Source organism: Caballeronia temeraria (assembly GCF_001544795.2).
Taxonomy (GTDB): domain Bacteria; phylum Pseudomonadota; class Gammaproteobacteria; order Burkholderiales; family Burkholderiaceae; genus Caballeronia; species Caballeronia temeraria.
This window is the reverse complement of record NZ_FCOI02000046.1, coordinates 1-19,567: the sequence shown is the minus strand read 5'-3', so window position 1 is coordinate 19,567 and position 19,567 is coordinate 1. Positions and strand designations below refer to the sequence as shown.

Sequence of the window (19,567 nt, the reverse complement as noted above, 5' to 3'; positions counted from 1 at the left end):
ATTCGATAGACCGAGAGAAAACCCCACCGTGCCTAAGGGCAGAGGGCGAGGCCGTATTGCTGAAAATCCAGAAATTTAGGGCTACGAAAGTAGGCCCCCGTTATTTTTTCTTGGGCCTTTCGGAAATGTCAGGATTTCGGTGTCCTGAAAAAGCTCGAGCGTGCCCTCTCGGGAGCGAGAGAGAGGTCCGGGTAACGGCAGGACAAGCCGAATAACCAAGAGGGCACGCTCGAGCCTCCACGTTGCGTGGAAACGAGGCCATGGCGTTGCACCATGGTCTTGGGGACTCCCCTGTTGATAAGCCGCCTGTGAAGGCCGGGGACGGCACAAGCCCTGACGGGAACTCTGTTCAAGGTAGGAAGTGTAAGACGGCAAAGAACGCTGCTACTGCTGCCACCCCGAGACCCGTAAGGGCCAGGGCGACCCTCGGGAACAACCCGAAGGCCAGGACGAGCAGAACGAATCCGATGATGATGTGCATGTTGGTCTCCCCAGTGGACCGTGGTGTACCAGGAGTTTACGGTATCTACTGAGGAAACTGTAGGCCCCTTAGGCAGGAGTCGAACCTGCAACCTTCCGTCCACATAGACGGCTGCTCTCCCAGTTGAGCTACCAAGGGATTGTACTGTTCTGTGTTGTACCGAAAAGATGGACCATCACGGGAGTCCCTAAGTACCGAGGGGAGCACATTATGTGTGCTTTAGGCGGTGTCTCGCCTCGGTGTGTATAGGGTCCTGGGGACTCGCGTGGTGATCCAAAGGAACAGCAGGGTTGAACCTAGGTTAGACCCAGAACAACACCCTTAATGAAAACAACTCTAAAGAACTCTCAGGTCCTAAGTATTCTTACAGATACCTTGGGATTCTAAAGCCCCCCTACCCCCCATAGAGGGTGTCTTTCTATAGTACGGGGTAATTCACTTTCCTGGTCTGATGCGGTCTAGTGTGGGGTCGGCGGTCTGCCTCGGCACCCCCTCTTTCTATAGTACGGGGTAATTCATCTAGAGGTTCTCTAGAGAATCCTAAGGAAAATCAAGGGGATCGAATTACCCCGTACTATAGCAATGCAGGGCGCTGTACCGTCTGTTTTTGTACAACTTCGTGTTGCATTGTTCGATTGCGCACGCTAAGATAGCAACAACTCAACGAACACCAACCGGAGCACCACATGAACCTCATTGACCAACAGATTCTGGACACCATCGACTTGGACTACACGCGCCAGGCCGAACTCGAGCAGTCCATGATCGAGCGTGGTGCCCAACGCTACGCCGACAACAACGAACGTGCCCTGCACGCAGGTGACATCGCCCGTAACCAGAACAAGCTGTTCACCTCGGCATTCCAGAAGGCTGTCGTGGCGTTCGCTGCGGCTGCTGCGGAGGCTTCGGCCAAGCGTGGTCGCCCTGCGGCGCACGTCCCTGCCCTCAATTCGGTCGACCATGAGCTTCTCACCGCGATCACCCTCCGCACGCTGTTCAACGGTGCGGCCATCGACCGCTCGGTGACCGATATGGCGCACTCGATTGGCTTCGAGGTCGAGGCTGAGATGGCCTGCCTGAAGCTCGCGGAGCAAGCCAAGGCGACCAACGACAAGGAACTGAAGAAGCTGGTGGGTCGCAAGGTGACCTCGGCCCGCGTGGGTGCCCGCAAGGGTGAGGACTTGCTCGAGGCTGCTGGCGAAGAGCGCACGCCCGACGAGTTCATCAAGATCGGCCTGAACCTGATCAACATCGCGCTCCCTGCGATGGACATGTTCGACATGGTCGAGGGCGACTCCTTCAGCGGTGCGTCGACCCTCAAGTTCACCGAGGCTGCCCAGTCGGAGATGGATGGTATGGCCGAGATTCAGCAGTGGATGCACCCGGTCTATCAGCCCATGGTCACCCGTCCGAACCCTTGGACCGCCATGGATACCGGAGCGTACAACGATGCCCGCGTGGCGAAGACTGTCCCGCTGATGGCCACGCCGAACAAGAAGATTCGCAAGCTGGTCGACGAGGCTGCCAAGGCCGGTGCGCCGTTCGTGCGTGCCCTCAACGCTGTCCAGGACGTGCCGCTGCAGTTGAACGCCAAGGTCCTCGAGGTCCTTGAGCACTGCTTCAGTAATGGCATCGCTGTCGGTAAGGTCCCCGGGAAACCCGTGGAGATCGCCAAGGACGAAGACCCGAAGAAGGCCATGCAGATGCGCAAGGACAACGGAGCGATCCGTGCGAAGCGCAACGCAATCCGTGCGGCCATCGCGGAAGCCAAGCAGTACGTGGGCAACCCGTTCTATCAGCCGCATACGCTTGACTGGCGGGGCCGCGTCTACGCAAGACCGGGCCTGAATCACCAACGTGCGGACTTCGCGAAGGGTATGTACGAACTGGCCCGGGGTGAAGTGCTGAACGAAGACGGCGTGTACTGGCTGAAGTGGCACGTGGCCACGACCGGTGCGTTCAAGGTGGAGGGTCTCGCCATGGACAAGGCATCGCATGACCGCCGTGTGCAGTGGACAGACGAGAACCTGCCGACCGTCCGAGCGGTGGCTGAGGACCCCCTGGCATCCCTGGAACTGTGGCGCAAGGCTGACTCGCCCTTCTGCTTCCTGGCCGCGTGCCTCGCGCTCGATGCCTACCTGAAGGACCCGACCGGCTACGTCTGCCACATTCCCGTGGCTGTCGATGGCTCCTGCTCGGGCCTGCAGCACTTCTCGGCGCTGCTCCGCGACCCCGAAGGCGGTTCGTACGTGAACCTGCTGCCCTCGGATATCCCCCAGGATGTTTATCGGACGGTCGCGTCGAAGGTGCTCCCGCTGGTGCAGGCTGACCTCGCGGACCCGGAGAAAGCCCCGATGGCCCAGAAGTGGATCGACTACGGCCTCGACCGCAAGGTGGCGAAGCGTGCGACGATGACTTTCGTGTACGGAAGCCGCCAGAAGGGCTTCGCGGATCAGTTGGTGGAGGACATCATCGACGTGGAAGGCAAGGGTCGCGAGACCTTCGGCACCGAATGGGCCGACCAGGTTCCTGCAGCACACTACCTGGCCGCGCACATCATGAAGGCCGTGACCGAGACCGTGAAGGCCGCTGCCGCTGCGATGGAATGGCTGCAGAAGGTCGCAGGCATCCTCGCCCGCCACAACATCCCCGTGCGGTGGGTTACGCCCCTCGGTCTCCCCGTGGAGAATGCCTACCACAAGCCGAACGTCAAGCAGTTGACGATGACGCTCTGGAACCGCTCGGTCAACGTGCCGGTTCGCTATGACCCTCAGGTTGTCATGGGGTACACGAAGGAACTGCTGGAGCACAAGCAGCGCAACTCCATCGCCCCGAACTTCGTCCACTCGCTGGACTCGGCTCACCTGATGGCCGTGGTGCTCAAGGCGGTCGACAATGGCATCAACGACTTCCTGCTGATCCATGACTCGTTCGCTGCCCTTCCCAATCAGATGCCGAAGTTCAATGTGCTGATCCGGGACGCGTTCGTCGAACTCTATGAGAACAACGAGCCGCTCGAAGGCGTGCTGTCGAATGCGGTGGATGACATCATGGCGCTGGTCGAGAAGTGCGACAGTGCGGATGTGATGTCGAAGCTGCAGAAGAGCATGAAGGACCTGGGGAAACTCGGCATTCCCGCCAAGGGGACCTTGGACCTTGAGGCCATCAGACAGTCGCCATACGCTTTCGCTTAACCCTGTACAACACCATGTAAAACAAGGCCCTACGGGGCCTTTTTGCATTTACCCCGTGCTATAGAAAAGAAAGGCCCCGGCGATTATGCCTAGGCCATTCGCTTACTTTTTTCTTGTACAACACGATGTTGTACAGCCCAATACGGACAACGCGATGGACAACCAAGAATTCGGCACCTCTGACCCGATGCCGCTGGATGTGGCCGTGGGCTTCATGGCCCTCGGTTACGACCTTAACACCCTCGAAGACCGCGAACTCTTCGACCCCTACTTCAACGACTGACCACATGAAAAACTTCACGACGCCGAAAGGCCCCGCAGGCTACACCAACCTCTCCAAGCCGGACACGAAGTTCGACCCGGAAGGCAAGTACAAAACGTCCATCACGCTCCCCCGGGAGCAGGCTGAGAAGCTGATGGAACTGGCCCAGGAAGAGGCCAACGAACTCGCGGTCCTCGACAAGAAGACCAAGAAGATCGTGATGCCCGAAGGTATCAAGTACCCGTATGTCGAGAACGACGATGACACGGTCACGTTCACGTTCAAGACGAAGAAGAAGCCGAAGCTGTTCGATGCCAAGGGCAACCCGATCCGTAATGCGGATGATCTTCGCATCGGCGGCGGTTCGACGATCCGCGTCAAGGGCGCGTTCTCGAGCTACGAGGGCTTCGGCGGTGGTGTGACGGCATACCTCAACGAAGTGCAACTCATCAAGCTGGTCGAGTTCGGCGGCGAAGGCTTCCAACCGGAAGACGACGAGGACGGCTACGTGGCGAGCAACGAGGCACCGTCGAGCTTCAACGACGAGAGCGAAGGCTCGGACGATTCGTCGGAAGAAGACGGCAACGTGGACTTCTAAATGAAGATCCGCGCCCGAGCCTCAAAGGCCAACTGGTTCTCCAAAAAGAACGGATTGGTCAAGGTGAAGGCGAAGTTGCGAAGCGGTCTCGAAGACAAGATCGCCGCGCAGTTGGAGGAAGCAGGGGTCGAGTACGAGTACGAGAAGCTCCGTCTGAAGTATCAGATCGAGCATGAGTACCGACCCGACTTCAGACTCCCCAACGGCATCATCGTGGAAGGAAAGGGCCTCTTCACATCCGAGGACCGTAGCAAACACCTCGCAGTCAAGAAGGCCCACCCCCACCTCGATGTGCGCTTCGTCTTTACCCGCAGTGCCAGCCCCTTATACAAGGGAAGTCAATCCACTTACGCATCTTGGTGTACGAAACACGGTTACCTTTACGCCGACCGCTTGATACCGGAGGCGTGGCTCAAGGAGCCCAGTAAGTGAAGGTATGCAAGATGTGCGGCGTAGCGAAGCCGCGCGAAGATTTCAACAAGCAATCGAGGGCGAAAGACGGGCTATACACCTACTGTCGTCCTTGCTCGAGCGCCAGGACCAAGGCGTACAAAGCAAAGATGCGCGAAAAAGGCGTCCTTAGATACCAACGAATGCGTCAGAAGTACGGCGTTGATGCTATGCAGTACCAAGCACTCACCGAGCAGCAGCAGAATAAGTGCGCCATCTGCGAGACGGGTCTAATCCACGCGGGACAGACAGCCTCCTCAGCGTGCGTAGACCACTGCCACACAACCGGAAAGGTGCGCGGACTCCTGTGCTACCACTGCAATCGTGCGCTCGGTCTTTTTAAGGACAGCCAAAAATCCCTTCAATCGGCAATTGACTATCTAAGGAAGACGTCATGACCCAAACCCAAGTCTTGCTGAAGCACCTGCGCAAGGCAGGCAGCATCACCCAACGCGAGGCACTCCTGGACCACGGGGTCCAAAGCCTCACCCGCCGTATCACGGAACTCCGCGATGCTGGCTTCAACATCCACAGCAGTATGCGTGCTCACCCGGTCACGGGTCAGCGGTACTGCCGGTACATCCTCGGGACCCCGGAGAAACTCTGATGTTCATCATTCGAGACGCAGAAGGTAGCCAGCGAGCACGACTGACCAACCCAAACGGGTTTCAGACCCTCGATGAGGCGATCAAGGAGGGGCCGATTAGCGTCCACATGTCGCCTTGCAGCTACCCCCACGAGTATCCGTTCGTGGTCGTAGACCTTACGAGCGGTGAAGTAGTCCACCAATGGGACCTACCCGCATGAAAGTCAAACACACCAAGAACGGCAACGTGAAGGTGGTGATGCCCCTGGACACCGCAGTGGTCCTCCGGGGTCTCCTGCTGGACACCTACAAGCAGGACGTCCGCGTGGCGGCGAACCTGTCCATCGAAGAAGCCAAGGTCCTGTGGGATCTGGAAGACCACCTCGACGATGCGGGCGTCCAAGCCCCGTGGGAGGGCCTGGGGCGATGACCGAATCCGAGATCAAGTTCACCGTTCAGCGTGCCAAGCATTGGTCTCGCAAGGCGGCGGAAGCTCGCGCAGCCCGCCCACATGCAGGTGAGGTACTTCGAGTGCCCTTCGCTGTCGAGGAGTACGGGGGGCCGACAGAGTACTTTTACGACTGCGAGTGCGCAACTTGCGGAAAACGCTGGACAGAAGACCAATAACCCATGAACCACGAAGAATCCACACTGATCCGCAAGGGGCCGTGCGACGAGTGCGGCTCGAGCGATGCCAATGCTCTGTACTCCGATGGCCATTCACATTGCTTTTCGTGTGGGCACTTCGAGCGCGGGGATGGCGAAACACAACACTACACAGGAAGGAAGAAAGTGGCGGCAAACCTGGACGAATACCGCGATGCGGATGCAGATGGCGGACTGCCCGCACGGCAGATCAGCGCCGAGACATGCCGCAAGTTCGGTGTGCGTGTGGGGAAGCTCAACAGCGGCTCTGTCGTCCACATGTACCCGTACTACAAGGACGGGCAAGTCGTGGCCTTCAAGGCTCGCGGCAAAGACAAGGAATTCAAGTTCGTCGGGGAAACTAAGCATCCCCAAATGTTCGGCCAGCAGTTGTGGTCGGGCGGCAAGAAGCTGGTGGTGACCGAGGGCGAGATTGACGCCCTGACGGTCTCCCAGTTGCAAGGCAACAAGTGGCCGGTGGTCTCGGTGCCCAACGGTGCCCAAGGGGCCAAGCGAGACATCGCACGGCAGATGGACTTCTTCCAACAGTTCGAAGAGATCATCCTGATGTTTGACCAGGACGAACCTGGACAGGCAGCAGCGAAGGAAGTAGCCGAGATGTTCGAACCGGGCGTGGCGAAGATCGCCTCCCTGCCCCACAAGGACCCCAACGACTGCCTGAAGGCGGGTGCAGGCGAGGAAGTCATCAAGGCTATCTGGAACGCCAAGCCGTACCGGCCCGATGGGATCGTTTCGATCTCCGAGGTGGCCGAGGAGGCAGAGCGCGAGATTCCCGATGGGGCACCCTGGTGGCTCGACAGCCTCACGAAGCTGACCTACGGACGCCGCGAAGGGGAGTGCTATGCGTTCGGCGCAGGAACGGGTATCGGGAAGACCGACTGGTTCACCCAGGGCATCGCGTACGACCTGCTGGAGTTGAAGCTCAAGGTCGGCGTGATCTACCTCGAGCAGCCGGTCGTAGAGACCGCACGGCGGATCGCTGGTAAGGCCGCAGGGAAGATACTCCACGTCCCTCGCAAGGCCACTGTAGAGGATCGTAGGGCCGCTCTGGCCATGATCTCCGAGGGAGACAACCTCCACCTCTACAACTCGTTCGGCGCAGCAGACTGGGATGTGGTCAAGGCGAAGATTCGCTACATGGTCCACGGCCTCGGCTGCAAGTCGATCTACCTGGATCACCTCACGGCCCTCGCGGCCAACGAAGAGGACGAACGGCGCGGCCTGGACCAGATCATGGCCGAGCTTGCGGCGCTGGCCCTTGAACTCAAGATCTACCTGCACTTCATCAGCCACTTGACGAGGCCCAAGGACGGCCCTCCGCATGAGGAAGGTGGGCGTGTGAAGCAGACCCAGTTCCGAGGCTCCAACGCCATCGGCATGTGGTCGCACTTCATGTTCGGCCTCGAGCGAAACACGCAAGGCGAGGACGAGGAGTCCCGCATGACTACCTTCCGCGTCATCAAAGACCGGAACACGGGCCAGGCTACTGGCAAAACGATCACCCTGGGATACGACACCGACACTGGACGTCTCTATGACGCCGATGGGTTTGTCCCTGAAAAGGAAGCAGAGGAAGCGTATGGATTTTGATGTCAACGCAATAACGACGCTGTACCAGGATGAAGCCCTGGACATCTGCAAGTACGAAGGCGACTCGTCGCTGTACCTGTGCGAAGGCTGCTTCGAAGAGACTCCGGATGATGTGGTCGAACTGAACCCCGCTCAACAACTGGCGCTGTACGCCATTCTCAAGAACCGCATCGAGGGCTGACATGGAATTCGTCCCCTACCCGAAGACCCCGCGCCTGAAGCGGGACATCGTGATCACCGAGAAGCTGGACGGCACGAACGCCCAGGTGGTGATCACGAAGGACGACCGCCTCGCAGATGAGCACATCATCGCTGAGACGTACACGCCGGATGGCCTACTGATGACCATGCGAGTCGGTTCGCGGTCCCGCTGGATCACCCCTGGCAAGACCACGGACAACTACGGCTTCGCCCAGTGGTGCTACGAGAACCAAGCGGAACTCTTCAAGCTCGGCGAAGGCCAGCACTTTGGCGAGTGGTACGGCCAAGGGATCCAACGGGGCTACGGCCTCGACCACAAGCGATTCGCTCTGTTCAACACGGCCCGTTGGGGCAGGCACAACCCGGATACCCCGAAGTGTTGCGAAGTGGTCCCGGTGCTCGCTCAGTGCTCGCTCGTCGAAGTTGACGACCAGCTTGCGTACTTCCGCAAACACGGCAGCCGCGCGGTCCCCGGCTTCATGCGACCCGAGGGCATCATCGTGTACCACACGGCCTCGAAGCAGAACTTCAAGGTGCTGCTCGAAAACGACCAACTGCCGAAAGGCTTGACTGAATAACTTAGGAGTCCAACACATGACTGAGTTGACCGCCGAACGAGTGCGGGACCTCCTGCATTACGAGGTGGTCACCGGACGGTTCTACTGGAAGAAGTGCGCCCGTATCGGCTTTCAAAGTAAGCGGGCAGGCACACAAGTAACGGGTGGATACACAGGCATAAAAGTTGACGGGACCCGTTACCAGGCGCACCGATTAGCGTGGTTGTGGGTGACCGGACAGTGGCCTTCTGAACTAATAGACCACGAGAACGGGTCGCCCGGTTGCAACGCTTGGCACAACCTTAGGGACGCAACGCCTGAACAGAATCAGTGGAATAAGCGGGTTCATAGGAACTCCACGTCAGGTGTAAAGGGGGTGTCTTGGTCCAAGGAACGTGAGAAGTGGGTAGCGCAGGTGTGCGTGGGCGGTAAGAACAGAAACATGGGCCGCTACGCTACTTTCGAAGAAGCCGTAGCAGCGATACAGACTGCAAGAGCGAAACTACACGGCGAGTTTGCACGCCACTAATACTTAGGACTTCATATGAGGCTCATCGCCGACATCGAAACGAATGGGCTTCTCCATGACGTTACAGTAATTCATTGCTTGGTCGCGAAGGATGCGGACACCGGAAAGGTATCCACGTTCCACGGCGGGGCCATTGAAGATGGCATCAAGTTGCTGCAGCAGGCGGACCATCTGATCTTCCACAACGGGCTGGACTATGACCTTCCGGTAATCCAGAAGCTGTATCCGTGGTTCTCCTTTGACTTCAAGAAGGTCACGGATACCTTGGTCATCTCCCGCCTGTTCTTCCCCGACTTGCTCACCCGTGACGGGGGCCACGTGAAGGCCGGAAGGCTCCCTGCGAAGCGTGTAGGGTCGCACGCACTTGAGGCGTGGGGTATGAGGCTTGGTGTGTTGAAGGGGGACTATGCCGAAGAGTTTAAGGCTGCATGGGTCGCCAACAACCCTGACCAGAAGTATCCCGATGGCCTTGAGTGGGCAGAGTTCAGCACCGCGATGCTTGAATACTGCGTGCAGGACGTGGAGGTCACTGAGACCCTCTACAACCACTTCAGCGCCCTCGAGTACTCCCAGCAAGCCATCGAGATTGAGCATGAGGTTCGCCAGTATTGCTCCATGATGACCCGGAGTGGGTGGCCTTTTAACACCCAGGCAGCCGTAGAACTCTATTCGAAGCTGGCAGCCGAGCGCGATGCAATTCGCCAACAGATGCTGGACACCTTCCCTCCCCTGGTCATTGAGCGTTTCTCCGAGAAGACAGGTAAGCGGCTCAAGGATCGCATTGTCGAATTTAATCCTGGAAGCCGGGACCAGATAGCCCAACGGCTGATCGTCAAGTACGGCTGGGAGCCTAAGGCTTTCACCGAAGGCGGGAAGCCGCAGATTGACGAAACGATCCTCGAGAAGCTGGACTACCCCGAGGCCAAATTCCTCTCCCACTACTTCCTGCTCGAAAAGCGCATTGGTCAGCTTGCAGAAGGCAACCAGGCGTGGCTAAAGCATGAGCGTAAGGGGCACATCCACCACTCCATCAACACCAACGGGGCGGTTACGGGCCGCTGCACGCACTCATGGCCCAACGTTGCTCAAGTGCCCACAGTGCGGGCCTTGTGGGGCAAGGAGTGCCGAGGTCTTTGGGGCGTGCGTCCAGGCTTCCGACAAGTCGGGGTCGACCTTTCCGGGATCGAACTGCGATGCCTTGCCCACTACATGGCGAGGTGGGACCAAGGGGCCTACGGGGAAGTGATCCTCAACGGAGACATCCACACCGTAAACCAAGAGGCTGCAGGGTTGCCCACACGGGACAACGCGAAAACTTTTATTTACGGCTGGCTCTATGGGGCTGGGGACGCAAAGATCGGCTCGATTGTTGGCAAGGGCGCTAAGGAGGGCAAGAAGCTCAAAGAGTCCTTCCTTCGTAAGCTCCCTGCTCTGGGGTCCCTGAAGAAGGCCGTGGACAAGGCGGCAGAACGCGGCTTCTTGATCGGCCTCGATGGCCGTAGGGTACCCGTGCGTCATAAGCACGCTGCACTCAATACGCTGCTTCAGGGCGCGGGCGCCCTCATTGCCAAACAGTGGCTGATTGAGTGCTTCCACGAAGCTGAACGTCGCGGCTTTAAGTACGGCTGGGACAGGGATTTCACGCTCCTGGGCTGGGTCCACGATGAGCTTCAATGGGCCGTCAAGGAAGGCTCCGAAGAAGCCTTCGGCGAGATGGTCGCTGGGTGTGCCAGAAAGGCGGGCGACTACTTCAAGTTTAAGTGCCCGGTCGACGCCGAATTCAAGACTGGGGCTTCGTGGGCGGATTGTCACTGATGCAACACACAGACCTCATGCACGTACTACGGGAGTGCCGCAGTGCCCCCGTATTCGTCAAGGGCAACTTTGCCCGCGCACATGCAATAGACATCGCCATGGCCGCAAGCCTTGGCTTCATAACCACCATGGTCGAGTGGGCCGAGTTTTCGAACCGGTGGCACCTCACGACCAAGGGCCTCGAGTGCCTAACGGCGGAATCGAAAGCCCGCAACCACCCTACAAAGCGAGAGAGAACATGAGCAACGAATTCAAGGTTGGCGACAAGGTGCGCCTGAAGGCCGAGTACAAGGTGCATCATCCGGAAGCATTCCATGGTCGCCTGACGGTCGACTCGGGCCTCGGGTCCCACTGGGGCGTGACGGCTGCCGATGGCAAGCAGGCTGGCTTCTTCCTGAGCGAACTCGAGGCTGATGGGTTCCGCGTGGGTGACCGCGTGGTTGCCCCGGGCTGGTCATGTAGCAAGGTCTGGAGTGGCGTGCTCACTGTAGAAAAGGACTACGACGGAGAGGGGGCGTGTTTCCAATGCGCTAACCCTACTGGGGTCCTCGGTGCCTTCGGTGCAGAGGATCTCGAGTTCGCCCCGGCCCTCGAGGCCGTGGAATCCGAACCCGAAGCCCAGCCGGTCACCTACCGCATCTGCGTGAACAACACCATCGGCAAGACCGAGTACCCGAGCCTCGAAGCGGCCAAGGCTGCTGCTCTGCTCCACGGCTCGGACGGCGAAGAGTTCTCGATCTGGGAAGTGGTCCAGGTCGCTGAGTACAAGGTGAAGGTCACGAAGTCCTTGGAACCCGTGGAGGCTGCGTAATGATGCTCCTCGACGCGGACATCGCGTTGTTCTCGTCATGCGCTGCCGCAGAGACCGAGATCGAGTGGGAGGAGGACGTCTGGACGATCACTACCGACCTCAAGCTGGCTAAGGACAAGTTCCGAAGCTGGATCGAGAAGGTGATGGACCAGACCGACGAGACCGAGTTCGTGCTCTGCATGACGGGTCCGGACAACTTCCGGCGCAAGGTCTACCCGCCCTACAAGGCCAAGCGCGGTCGCAAGCCCGTAGGGTACGCAGCGCTCAAGGAGTGGGCGAAGGAGAACTACAAGACCTTCGAGAAGCCGACTTTGGAGGCTGACGATTGCTTAGCTATCCTTGCTACCAAGTACCCCGGAAAGGCGTTTATTGCAACCATGGACAAGGACCTGCTCGGCGTGCCGGGCCGGATGCTGCATTTGAATCAGAAGCTCGAAGGAACCTGGGTTGAGACGGACGAGAAGGCAGCGTTCCGCCACTTCCTGTACCAGACGCTGACTGGAGACGCCACGGACAATTATCCGGGGTGCCCCGGCATGGGTCCGGTGGGTGCCGAGAAGCTGCTAAAGACCAAGGGCGCAGTTTGGGCCACGGTAGTGCAGGCATTCGAGAAGGTTGGCCTCACCGAAGAAGATGCACTGGTCCAAGCACGCTGCGCGTGGATGAACCGCATCGAGAACTGGGACGCAGAGAAGGAGGAAGTGATTCTATGGACCCCACAATAAACTGCAACCCCTTCGGCATCGCGGGGGCGCTTCACATGAACTCTTACTACCCAGGTAACCAGGCGAACAACCCGGACCCGAGCTACGATCAACCGCACCTGCAGGGCCATCCGGCTATCGAAGCCGCTCTCGAGAAGGCCAAGCCCACGAACCCCAAGCAACTCTACGGGGACAAGAAGCCGCCGGTCCACCTGATCCACCAGATAGCTGAACTGCACGAAAGCGCGGCCCTGCACGCAGGCAAGCGCAAGTATGGCGAGAACAACTACATCCAGACAGAAGTCGAGGCCATGACTTACGTGGGAGCGATCCTACGGCACGTCAAGGCGTGGGCTTCGGGTGAGCGCGTGGACCCCAAGGAACTGGTGCATCACCTCGGGGCCGTCAAGGCCTGCTGCACGATCCTGATGACCACGGAGGCCACGGGGATGCTGGTCGACAACCGCCCGGTCACTGGTTCGGAGGTCTCCCGCGTCAACCAAGCACCGGTCAGCTACAAGCAAGCGACCGCAGAGGCCCTCAAGGAAGTCGAGGCGACCATCGAGCACCTGAACCAACTCTACCCGGTGAAGCTGTGAGCAAACCAATCGTGAAGTACACCGACCTTCAAGGCACAGGCCACGGCAAGGCGTTCCTGATACCCGTCGACCATCCGAATGAACGCCTGAACGGAAAGATCGTCATGACGTCGGGCATCGAGAAGTTCGACAAGGCCACGGGCCGCATCGAGACCCGCAACACCATCTATATGCCGCAGTGAGCGGCTGAAGCGAGAGAGTAAATGAACATCAACAAGCTGATGCTGAAGGCCATCGTACTGACGGCGCTGATGCGAGCCATCCAGCAAGACCGCCGCGAACCGACAGCGCTCGAGACCGAAGCCTTCGAGCAGTTCAACAAGGACCTCGACGCGCTCACGCCTGAGCAGACGGACGAGATCGACCGAGACATCGACGCGGTCTTCCCGGACCTCCTGGCAGCAATCGACTGCATCGTCGAACTCCCGAGGATCGCCCTGGCATGACCATCAGCACCAAGACGTACTACGGCGGCTACTTCTGCCAAGCGACACCCGAAGCTCGCAACAACATCCCCGGCTACCGCGTGGTAATGCCGGGTTACAACAATCATGAGTCGTGGGTCCCTGCGGACTTCTTCGACAAGTTCTTCAAGGAGTGCCCACAGTGATCGAGCCACAAACAATCACCATCCTTATCGAGGAGTACGAGGAGCTTCTGGAAGCAAAGCAGTTCCTCGAGGCCCTTGAGGCCGCAGGCGTTGACAACTGGGAAGGCTACGACGAGGCCCGCGAGATCTACGGGGAGTCCGCTGTATGAAGCTGGAAAATCAGGAGTTCTATTGGGCCGTGGTCCGCACCGTGGCCCCCGAGAGCCAGTGGGAACCGCCGCATGGCACTTTCATGGGAGGCCCCTCGGGAACCTCGAGCGCACCTCACCTCCTCCGCAGCGAAGCCAAGGCGAAGAACCGCATGGGCAGCGCCAAGGGCTGGAAGGTCGTCAAGGTCAAGCTGGAGATCGTCGAGTGAAGACCACCTACCTCTCCATCAGCACGCTCAACAACTCGCGGTATCGCTTCGACTCCCGTGAATGGGCGTGGACCTTTGGCGACACCATCCTCTCGGTTTTCGCGGAGGACCGCAAGGTGACCCACTTCTTCCCTTTCGCTGCACTCGAGTGCGCCACGGTGACCCACGAATGAACGACCTCTCTCCGTACACCTTCGGGCCTACGGGGTTCAAGAGGGATCGTGAGAGCACGTTGGAGACGATCACGATCCCCTTGTCCACCTACAAGGCCATGCAACGAAAGATCGCGTACCTCGAGCACCAGGCCAACCTGGACTCCTGGCGCACCAACCCCGACAGGATGGGTTCATGACAACCGTCAAGCAACTCAAGGAGTACCTCGAGACGCTCCCCGAGGACACCGAGGTATCCGTGGCGTGCCAGTACTCCGGTAGCTACTACAACGGGACCGAGTGGCGCGACATGGACCTGGACCAGTACGAAGGGAACGTCGAGCACATCGCGGGGACCGAGGTGGTCCCAGGCACCCTCTATATAGGCGACGCATGAAACTGACCGGAGACCGCAACCAGTGCCCTTGCTGCAGCGAGCTTTTCAACTCGACTGCCGCTTTCGAGAAGCATCGCCGTGGGGACTTCGGGAACGAAGAGAACCCGCGCCGCTGCCTCACACCGATGCAAATGATGGCCCAGGGCATGGCGACGAACGCCGATGGCTTCTGGGTGACAAAACTCAACACAAGGACTTTCGCATGAACTACAAGCTACACAAGCCATACACCGCCCTGATGTTGGGCTTCCTGGCCATCATCACCTTCATCGGCCTGTTCGCGTTCAGTGCGTCCCCGGCCCACGCTGTGATGGTCGTCTCGCGTGTCTACGTGGCCCCTCGGGTCTACGCGGCTCCGCGCCCGGTCTACATCGCGCCCCGTCCGGTGATCGTTGCGCGGCCCGTGGTGCCCATCTACACCCCGCGCCCTGTGATCGTTGCGCGACCTCCGGTGATCGTTGCGGCTCCCATCGTGGCCCCTGCTCCCGTCTATGCGGACCAGGGGGCCGTGGTGGCCTCGAGCTACGGCACCGGCGAGGCGATCCTCTACGTCTTCCTGCTGCTGCTCTTGATCGTCATCCTCGGCTCGGGCATCTGGGTCTGGGATCCGTTCTGCTGGTGGGCCGCTCCGGTGGTCGTTGGCGGGTACTACGGGTATGACGTGGTGGACTATGGCGTCGACGCGGTGGTGTACGAATGAGCGCAATCGACTACGTCTTGCTGGGCTTCAATACCGGCTTCCAGTGTGGCCTCCTCCTCTGGGCCATCTTTGGCTGATGTAAGTATTTCCCCTGACTTCGGTCGGGGGAATTTTTTCGTCATACACGTTGCATCGTGTTGTACAAGCTGATACAGTAACACCCATCGCGATTGCGCCCCGTGTCGGACAGTGCGTGGTAGCCCACGGAGCAGGCACAGAAGCGGACACAAAATGTCTCAGTTCCCTTGGATACTTCAGACATAACGGAGAACAAGATGAAGACCACCAAGCCCCAGCAAGCCCCCACGAAACCCAAGAACCTCCACGAACTCCTTCGCATCGTCGCCAAGGCCAAGTGGCGCGGCAAGTCGTACGAGATGCAGGCGTACCGCAACGTCGAGCAGTTCATCGAGACCGTGGGGAACCTGGCGCTCGAGGAGGTCAAGACGACGACCATTGACGACTTCATCGACGCACTCCGTGGCGAGGTCGCTGACTCCACGATCAACCGCAAGCTGGCCAACATCCACCTGATGCTCAAGTACGGCTACGAGCGTGAGTGGATCTCCCGGATGCCGAAGTTCGAATGGAAGGAAGAAACGGAAGGACGCGTCCGTTGGTTGACAGAGGCGGAAGAAATCGAGATGTTCGGGCACCTGGAGTCCTGGGGCGAGGCTGCGGTCACTGACTTCCTCCGGATCCTCCTGGACACCGGTCTGCGCCGTGGAGAGCTTCTGAAGCTGCAGGCCAAGGACGTCAACGGAGACTGGATCCGCCTGTGGGTTAACAAGACCAAGGTCGCCCGCTCGGTGCCCCTCTCCGTCCGCGCCAAAGCGATCATTGAGGAGCGTGGGATCCCCCGGGTCACCGTGCTGCAACTGACGGCAGTATGGGCGAAGCTGAGGACGGCCATGGGCCTCGAGGACGACTCGGACTTCGTTCTCCACGCACTGCGCCACACGGCAGCAACCCGCACCCTCTCCAAGACGAGCAACCTGGCCATCGTCCAGAAGCTCCTCGGGCACCGCAAAATTCAAACGACCATGCGATACGCCCACGTCTCAGATGACGATTTGCTTTCAGCAGTCCGATAGACGTAAGTTCGACAGGTAGGGTTTACTTGTAACCGAAAAGCAACATTCGTCCTACTTGTAAACCTTCCCTGCGACTGCTACATTCATATCCGCCTCGCAACCGTTTGCAACAAGTTGTAACGAACCTTGACCTCAAAAACATGCGCCTGATCTCTGCCTATTTGTCTGATAATACGACCGTTTCCTTGGTTGCCGAGGAGACCTCCGAGGACCCTGAGTCGTTCTCGAATCACCTGATGCTCGACGGCAGAATCGTCTGTTCATTTAGCACATGGGACCAAGCCTGGGAAGAGTTCGGTCTCTGTGTGAGATGCGCCACACTGGAAGAAGTGGTCGGGGTTGCAACGCAGTGTGTCAGGCTGTACAGTACAACCACTGCACATACAAACGAGGACGATCAAAATGAACGCAGCAGCAGGCAAGAATGCAGCGGACAAGTCGGGCGCAGATAAGGCGGTAATGAGTGTCGAGGAACAACTGAAGGCAGCACAGGCAGAGATCGCCCGCCTACAGGAACTGGCCCGGGAAGAAGCCATGCGGAAGGCGCGGTTCCCATGGGAGAACCCAGAAATAGTTCAGCACCAGCCTCGAATGGGATACAACTTCAAGATGGAACCGGAGTTGTATCTCAAGGTGAAGTGGATCGTAGACAACGTGGGCGGTATGAAGTCCATGCAGGTATTTTTGGACAAGGCCGCGAACCAGCTTGCCGACGAGATGATTGAGAAGTTCTCATTCTTGAAGTAAGCTCGAAGCTGGTGGGTTTTCACGGTTACCACATGGGCCTGCAGGAGTTATCACAAGCCCCCAGGGACCGCCCGGAAACCCTTGTCCCACAAGGCTCTCACGATTATTTGATTGCTCTCCTGGGCACCAAGGTCCCTCTTTCGCGAGACGCTCAACGAGCGCATCGCATGCAAAAAACCCACGCATCGCCGTGGGGTTTTTTGTTTTTCCCCTTCGCTTTCCATTCCTCATTCTTTCGTTTCGGATTCGATTGCCTTGACGTCGAACTGAAATTGAATCGATTCCGTATTCTGCGATTCGCGTTTGCGTAAAGCGCCGCTGCGCCAGGCCTGGCGCGCCCTGCAGCCGGTTCGTTAATTGCTGATGCGCATTGCAACACTCGCCAATCGATTTATTCCGAATGGAGAACTCGGCAATGAGCTGGACACGCGAACAGAGAAACGTGACGATTGCCGCCTATCTGGGCTGGACGCTCGACGCATTCGATTTTTTTCTGATGGTCTTCGTATTGAAGGACATCGCCGCTGAATTCAATACGAAGATCCCGGACGTCGCGTTCGCGATCACGCTGACACTCGCGATGCGGCCTCTAGGCGCGTTGATCTTCGGGCGTCTCGCCGATAAATTCGGCCGCCGCCCGACGCTGATGATCAACATCGCATGCTATTCGCTGCTCGAATTGCTGTCCGGCCTCTCGCCGAATCTCGCGACGCTGCTCATTCTGCGCGCTCTCTTCGGCATCGCGATGGGCGGCGAATGGGGCGTCGGCTCTGCGCTGACGATGGAATCCGTCCCGCCCAAAGCACGCGGCTTCGTATCCGGACTGTTGCAGGCGGGTTATCCGAGCGGCTATCTGCTTGCGTCGATCGCGTTCGGCGTGCTGTATCCGTTCATCGGCTGGCGCGGGATGTTTTTCATCGGCGTCGCGCCCGCGCTGCTCGTGATGTACGTGCGCGCGCACGTGCCCGAATCGCCCGCATGGCGCGCGATGGAAAAGCGCCCGCGCCCCAGCCTTATCGCCATGCTCAAGCAGAACTGGACGCTCTCGCTTTACGCGATCGTGCTCATGACCGCATTCAACTTCTTCTCGCACGGCACGCAGGATCTCTATCCGACGTTCCTGCGCGAGCAGCATCATTTCGATCCGCATACGGTATCGCTCATCACGATTACGCTGAATATCGGCGCGATCGTCGGCGGACTGTTTTTTGGGGCGCTGTCGGAGAGAATCGGCCGGCGCGTGGCAATTTTCATCGCCGCGCTGATCGCTCTGCCGGTGCTGTATCTGTGGGCATTTTCGACGACGCCGGTCATGCTCGCGACCGGCGCGTTCCTCATGCAGATTTCCGTGCAAGGCGCGTGGGGCGTGATCCCGGTGCATCTCAACGAAATCTCGCCCGATGAAATTCGCGCGACCTTTCCGGGACTCGTGTACCAACTCGGCAATCTGCTCGCGGCCGTGAACGCGACGATGCAGGCATCGCTCGCTACATCGCACGGCAACAACTACGGCATGGCGATGGCGATCGTCGCGGGTGTCGTCGCCGTGGTGATCGCGGCGCTGATCTTCTTCAGCCGCGAACGCAGAGGTGTCGATATGACCCGATCCGCGCAGGAAGCGGGCGCGACGGGATAGCGCCGGCGCAATCAACGGACGATGGCCCCGCCGACTGCGCGGGGCCATCGCTTACTCAAACACAACAGGGAGCCGTGCGACGCACGCTGTCTTTTCCGCTTCCCTCGAAGGCCAGGTCCTCGAGCATCTTCATCAGGTCGGCGCGGTCCGGCACATCGCCCTCGTTTCTTCGTTTGCTACGCAGCCTTAGTACGGTGCTGTGCGACACGCACATGTATCGACTCAGCACCGCGGCCGGCACGCCCTCTTCCAGACAGCACAACACGATGAACCGCGCGACGGGCGTCAGACGTCCGCCGGCGTCCCAATACAACGATAACGTGCTACGGGAAGACGTCTCGCGAATGCTCGCTGTCAATGTGGGACTGAGCGGCACATGAATATAGCGCAGCCCTCCCCTGGCAAAATGCAGTGCGTAAAGCAAATCCCCCGTCATGCACGCCCAATCGGGGAACGAAGCCACATGAGGTACGTTCCCAATATTTAGCCTAACTAAGTTATCCAGACGCTTCAAAATCTACTAAGCTCCTCGGACCATGTGCACGTGGCAGGTAGTCGCGACAAGAAGCGGTCCGTTGTGACTTGCTGTGCTCAGTTCTCTCCATGAATGTCACACAGCGCCCTTTTGATCCCCGTCTCGCACGGGGATCGATAAACACTCACGCATTGCGCGGATGCGTCGAAGGTGCTTTCGATCTATAACGAGCTAATTTTAGCCTGCGAAGGTGAGGCTCGAACGGGATGTTTCCTGCTTTAACAGGTTGCTGAAGTACCGAGGGTTCATGTCATCGTGGAAGTGCCCTGATGCGTTGATATTAGACCCCTTACTT

The 19,567-nt window shown here is 58.9% G+C and carries 28 protein-coding genes and 1 tRNA gene; 27 read left to right on the top strand and 2 right to left on the bottom strand.

Translation table 11 applies throughout. The features are described 5' to 3' along the window. Nucleotides 1-545 precede the first annotated feature (545 nt). Nucleotides 546-619: transfer RNA gene (locus tag AWB76_RS35325), tRNA-His, on the bottom strand. Between the two features lie 548 nt (nucleotides 620-1,167). Between AWB76_RS35325 and AWB76_RS35320 the strand changes: the two genes are divergently transcribed. From AWB76_RS35320 to AWB76_RS35190, 27 genes are all read left to right on the top strand, one after another. Further along, on the top strand, nucleotides 1,168-3,675 hold the full coding sequence (locus AWB76_RS35320) for a DNA-directed RNA polymerase (RefSeq protein ID WP_061164730.1): 2,508 nt from the start codon (nucleotides 1,168-1,170) through the stop codon (nucleotides 3,673-3,675). A 154-nt stretch (nucleotides 3,676-3,829) separates the two neighbouring features. Next, the gene (locus tag AWB76_RS42795; RefSeq protein ID WP_279616471.1) at nucleotides 3,830-3,958 is read left to right on the top strand and encodes a hypothetical protein; all 129 of its coding nucleotides are present in this window, start codon (nucleotides 3,830-3,832) and stop codon (nucleotides 3,956-3,958) included. A 4-nt stretch (nucleotides 3,959-3,962) separates the two neighbouring features. Next, nucleotides 3,963-4,535, top strand: a complete 573-nt coding sequence (locus tag AWB76_RS35310) for an ssDNA-binding protein (RefSeq protein ID WP_061164728.1) — start codon at nucleotides 3,963-3,965, stop codon at nucleotides 4,533-4,535. Then, a complete protein-coding gene (locus tag AWB76_RS35305; RefSeq protein WP_061164727.1) occupies nucleotides 4,536-4,967 on the top strand; it encodes a PDDEXK family nuclease in 432 nt (143 codons plus the stop codon). It abuts the gene before it with no gap. Nucleotides 4,968-4,978: 11 nt separating this feature from the next. Continuing rightward, entirely contained in the window at nucleotides 4,979-5,383 is a 405-nt protein-coding gene (locus AWB76_RS43165; RefSeq protein ID WP_061164726.1) for an endonuclease VII domain-containing protein, read from the top strand. Continuing rightward, nucleotides 5,380-5,592, top strand: a complete 213-nt coding sequence (locus AWB76_RS35295; protein WP_061164725.1) for a helix-turn-helix domain-containing protein — start codon at nucleotides 5,380-5,382, stop codon at nucleotides 5,590-5,592. Before AWB76_RS43165 ends, AWB76_RS35295 begins: the two co-directional genes overlap by 4 nt. A 196-nt stretch (nucleotides 5,593-5,788) precedes the next feature. Beyond that, nucleotides 5,789-6,001, top strand: coding sequence for a hypothetical protein (locus AWB76_RS35285; RefSeq protein ID WP_061164723.1), 213 nt, complete (start codon nucleotides 5,789-5,791; stop codon nucleotides 5,999-6,001). Between the two features lie 200 nt (nucleotides 6,002-6,201). Beyond that, on the top strand, nucleotides 6,202-7,827 hold the full coding sequence (locus tag AWB76_RS35280) for a toprim domain-containing protein (protein WP_061164722.1): 1,626 nt from the start codon (nucleotides 6,202-6,204) through the stop codon (nucleotides 7,825-7,827). Beyond that, the gene (locus tag AWB76_RS35275) at nucleotides 7,817-8,008 is read left to right on the top strand and encodes a hypothetical protein (RefSeq protein ID WP_061164721.1); all 192 of its coding nucleotides are present in this window, start codon (nucleotides 7,817-7,819) and stop codon (nucleotides 8,006-8,008) included. The genes AWB76_RS35280 and AWB76_RS35275 overlap by 11 nt, the downstream gene beginning before the upstream one ends. A gap of 1 nt (nucleotide 8,009) precedes the next feature. Further along, nucleotides 8,010-8,606, top strand: a complete 597-nt coding sequence (locus tag AWB76_RS35270) for an RNA ligase family protein (protein WP_061164720.1) — start codon at nucleotides 8,010-8,012, stop codon at nucleotides 8,604-8,606. Between the two features lie 16 nt (nucleotides 8,607-8,622). Next, the gene (locus tag AWB76_RS43160) at nucleotides 8,623-9,114 is read left to right on the top strand and encodes an HNH endonuclease (RefSeq protein WP_074171475.1); all 492 of its coding nucleotides are present in this window, start codon (nucleotides 8,623-8,625) and stop codon (nucleotides 9,112-9,114) included. 15 nt (nucleotides 9,115-9,129) lie between these two features. Then, nucleotides 9,130-10,929 carry a DNA polymerase gene (locus tag AWB76_RS35265; protein ID WP_061164719.1) on the top strand — a complete coding sequence of 600 codons (1,800 nt, stop codon included), beginning with the start codon at nucleotides 9,130-9,132 and terminating at the stop codon, nucleotides 10,927-10,929. 238 nt (nucleotides 10,930-11,167) lie between these two features. After that, a complete protein-coding gene (locus tag AWB76_RS35255; protein ID WP_061164717.1) occupies nucleotides 11,168-11,740 on the top strand; it encodes a hypothetical protein in 573 nt (190 codons plus the stop codon). Then, a complete protein-coding gene (locus tag AWB76_RS35250; RefSeq protein WP_061164716.1) occupies nucleotides 11,740-12,465 on the top strand; it encodes a YqcI/YcgG family protein in 726 nt (241 codons plus the stop codon). The genes AWB76_RS35255 and AWB76_RS35250 overlap by 1 nt, the downstream gene beginning before the upstream one ends. A gap of 35 nt (nucleotides 12,466-12,500) precedes the next feature. Continuing rightward, a complete protein-coding gene (locus AWB76_RS35245; RefSeq protein WP_157696285.1) occupies nucleotides 12,501-13,043 on the top strand; it encodes a dATP/dGTP diphosphohydrolase domain-containing protein in 543 nt (180 codons plus the stop codon). Next, complete coding sequence (locus tag AWB76_RS35240; protein WP_061164714.1) at nucleotides 13,040-13,225, top strand: hypothetical protein; 186 nt, start codon at nucleotides 13,040-13,042, stop codon at nucleotides 13,223-13,225. The genes AWB76_RS35245 and AWB76_RS35240 overlap by 4 nt, the downstream gene beginning before the upstream one ends. 21 nt (nucleotides 13,226-13,246) lie before the next feature. After that, on the top strand, nucleotides 13,247-13,489 hold the full coding sequence (locus AWB76_RS35235) for a hypothetical protein (RefSeq protein WP_061164713.1): 243 nt from the start codon (nucleotides 13,247-13,249) through the stop codon (nucleotides 13,487-13,489). After that, on the top strand, nucleotides 13,486-13,653 hold the full coding sequence (locus AWB76_RS41300) for a hypothetical protein (RefSeq protein WP_157696284.1): 168 nt from the start codon (nucleotides 13,486-13,488) through the stop codon (nucleotides 13,651-13,653). The genes AWB76_RS35235 and AWB76_RS41300 overlap by 4 nt, the downstream gene beginning before the upstream one ends. Beyond that, a complete protein-coding gene (locus tag AWB76_RS35230) occupies nucleotides 13,650-13,802 on the top strand; it encodes a hypothetical protein (protein ID WP_157696283.1) in 153 nt (50 codons plus the stop codon). The genes AWB76_RS41300 and AWB76_RS35230 overlap by 4 nt, the downstream gene beginning before the upstream one ends. Next, a complete protein-coding gene (locus AWB76_RS35225; RefSeq protein WP_061164711.1) occupies nucleotides 13,799-14,011 on the top strand; it encodes a hypothetical protein in 213 nt (70 codons plus the stop codon). The genes AWB76_RS35230 and AWB76_RS35225 overlap by 4 nt, the downstream gene beginning before the upstream one ends. Then, on the top strand, nucleotides 14,008-14,184 hold the full coding sequence (locus AWB76_RS41295; protein WP_157696282.1) for a hypothetical protein: 177 nt from the start codon (nucleotides 14,008-14,010) through the stop codon (nucleotides 14,182-14,184). Before AWB76_RS35225 ends, AWB76_RS41295 begins: the two co-directional genes overlap by 4 nt. Before the next feature lie 175 nt (nucleotides 14,185-14,359). Further along, nucleotides 14,360-14,560, top strand: a complete 201-nt coding sequence (locus AWB76_RS35215; RefSeq protein ID WP_061164709.1) for a hypothetical protein — start codon at nucleotides 14,360-14,362, stop codon at nucleotides 14,558-14,560. Continuing rightward, nucleotides 14,557-14,766: an FDXHR family putative zinc-binding protein gene (locus tag AWB76_RS35210; RefSeq protein ID WP_061164708.1), complete on the top strand. Its 210-nt coding sequence runs from the start codon at nucleotides 14,557-14,559 to the stop codon at nucleotides 14,764-14,766. Before AWB76_RS35215 ends, AWB76_RS35210 begins: the two co-directional genes overlap by 4 nt. Further along, nucleotides 14,763-15,260, top strand: coding sequence for a hypothetical protein (locus AWB76_RS35205; protein WP_061164707.1), 498 nt, complete (start codon nucleotides 14,763-14,765; stop codon nucleotides 15,258-15,260). Before AWB76_RS35210 ends, AWB76_RS35205 begins: the two co-directional genes overlap by 4 nt. A gap of 275 nt (nucleotides 15,261-15,535) precedes the next feature. Further along, nucleotides 15,536-16,354 (top strand): tyrosine-type recombinase/integrase, encoded by an 819-nt coding sequence (locus tag AWB76_RS35200; RefSeq protein WP_061164706.1) that lies wholly within the window; start codon nucleotides 15,536-15,538, stop codon nucleotides 16,352-16,354. Between the two features lie 402 nt (nucleotides 16,355-16,756). Next, nucleotides 16,757-17,101, top strand: a complete 345-nt coding sequence (locus AWB76_RS35195; RefSeq protein WP_061164705.1) for a hypothetical protein — start codon at nucleotides 16,757-16,759, stop codon at nucleotides 17,099-17,101. Between the two features lie 415 nt (nucleotides 17,102-17,516). Next, the gene (locus AWB76_RS35190) at nucleotides 17,517-18,737 is read left to right on the top strand and encodes an MFS transporter (RefSeq protein WP_061164759.1); all 1,221 of its coding nucleotides are present in this window, start codon (nucleotides 17,517-17,519) and stop codon (nucleotides 18,735-18,737) included. Nucleotides 18,738-18,792: 55 nt separating this feature from the next. Here the strand turns inward: AWB76_RS35190 and AWB76_RS35185 are convergent, their stop codons facing one another. Continuing rightward, nucleotides 18,793-19,173: a hypothetical protein gene (locus AWB76_RS35185; protein WP_061164704.1), complete on the bottom strand. Its 381-nt coding sequence runs from the start codon at nucleotides 19,171-19,173 to the stop codon at nucleotides 18,793-18,795. Between the last annotated feature and the right edge of the window lie 394 nt (nucleotides 19,174-19,567).

Coding starts and splice junctions, on each gene's coding strand:
- AWB76_RS35250 (WP_061164716.1), top strand. CDS start 11,740: ATGATGCTCCTCGACGCGGACATCGCGTTGTTCTCGTCATGCGCTGCC.
- AWB76_RS41300 (WP_157696284.1), top strand. CDS start 13,486: ATGACCATCAGCACCAAGACGTACTACGGCGGCTACTTCTGCCAAGCG.
- AWB76_RS35320 (WP_061164730.1), top strand. CDS start 1,168: ATGAACCTCATTGACCAACAGATTCTGGACACCATCGACTTGGACTAC.
- AWB76_RS35310 (WP_061164728.1), top strand. CDS start 3,963: ATGAAAAACTTCACGACGCCGAAAGGCCCCGCAGGCTACACCAACCTC.
- AWB76_RS35205 (WP_061164707.1), top strand. CDS start 14,763: ATGAACTACAAGCTACACAAGCCATACACCGCCCTGATGTTGGGCTTC.
- AWB76_RS35195 (WP_061164705.1), top strand. CDS start 16,757: ATGAACGCAGCAGCAGGCAAGAATGCAGCGGACAAGTCGGGCGCAGAT.
- AWB76_RS35270 (WP_061164720.1), top strand. CDS start 8,010: ATGGAATTCGTCCCCTACCCGAAGACCCCGCGCCTGAAGCGGGACATC.
- AWB76_RS43165 (WP_061164726.1), top strand. CDS start 4,979: ATGTGCGGCGTAGCGAAGCCGCGCGAAGATTTCAACAAGCAATCGAGG.
- AWB76_RS35225 (WP_061164711.1), top strand. CDS start 13,799: ATGAAGCTGGAAAATCAGGAGTTCTATTGGGCCGTGGTCCGCACCGTG.
- AWB76_RS35210 (WP_061164708.1), top strand. CDS start 14,557: ATGAAACTGACCGGAGACCGCAACCAGTGCCCTTGCTGCAGCGAGCTT.
- AWB76_RS35280 (WP_061164722.1), top strand. CDS start 6,202: ATGAACCACGAAGAATCCACACTGATCCGCAAGGGGCCGTGCGACGAG.
- AWB76_RS35265 (WP_061164719.1), top strand. CDS start 9,130: ATGAGGCTCATCGCCGACATCGAAACGAATGGGCTTCTCCATGACGTT.
- AWB76_RS43160 (WP_074171475.1), top strand. CDS start 8,623: ATGACTGAGTTGACCGCCGAACGAGTGCGGGACCTCCTGCATTACGAG.
- AWB76_RS35235 (WP_061164713.1), top strand. CDS start 13,247: ATGAACATCAACAAGCTGATGCTGAAGGCCATCGTACTGACGGCGCTG.
- AWB76_RS35305 (WP_061164727.1), top strand. CDS start 4,536: ATGAAGATCCGCGCCCGAGCCTCAAAGGCCAACTGGTTCTCCAAAAAG.
- AWB76_RS35285 (WP_061164723.1), top strand. CDS start 5,789: ATGAAAGTCAAACACACCAAGAACGGCAACGTGAAGGTGGTGATGCCC.
- AWB76_RS35200 (WP_061164706.1), top strand. CDS start 15,536: ATGAAGACCACCAAGCCCCAGCAAGCCCCCACGAAACCCAAGAACCTC.
- AWB76_RS42795 (WP_279616471.1), top strand. CDS start 3,830: ATGGACAACCAAGAATTCGGCACCTCTGACCCGATGCCGCTGGATGTG.
- AWB76_RS35255 (WP_061164717.1), top strand. CDS start 11,168: ATGAGCAACGAATTCAAGGTTGGCGACAAGGTGCGCCTGAAGGCCGAG.
- AWB76_RS35185 (WP_061164704.1), bottom strand. CDS start 19,173: ATGACGGGGGATTTGCTTTACGCACTGCATTTTGCCAGGGGAGGGCTG.
- AWB76_RS35190 (WP_061164759.1), top strand. CDS start 17,517: ATGAGCTGGACACGCGAACAGAGAAACGTGACGATTGCCGCCTATCTG.
- AWB76_RS35245 (WP_157696285.1), top strand. CDS start 12,501: ATGAACTCTTACTACCCAGGTAACCAGGCGAACAACCCGGACCCGAGC.
- AWB76_RS35275 (WP_061164721.1), top strand. CDS start 7,817: ATGGATTTTGATGTCAACGCAATAACGACGCTGTACCAGGATGAAGCC.
- AWB76_RS35295 (WP_061164725.1), top strand. CDS start 5,380: ATGACCCAAACCCAAGTCTTGCTGAAGCACCTGCGCAAGGCAGGCAGC.
- AWB76_RS35215 (WP_061164709.1), top strand. CDS start 14,360: ATGACAACCGTCAAGCAACTCAAGGAGTACCTCGAGACGCTCCCCGAG.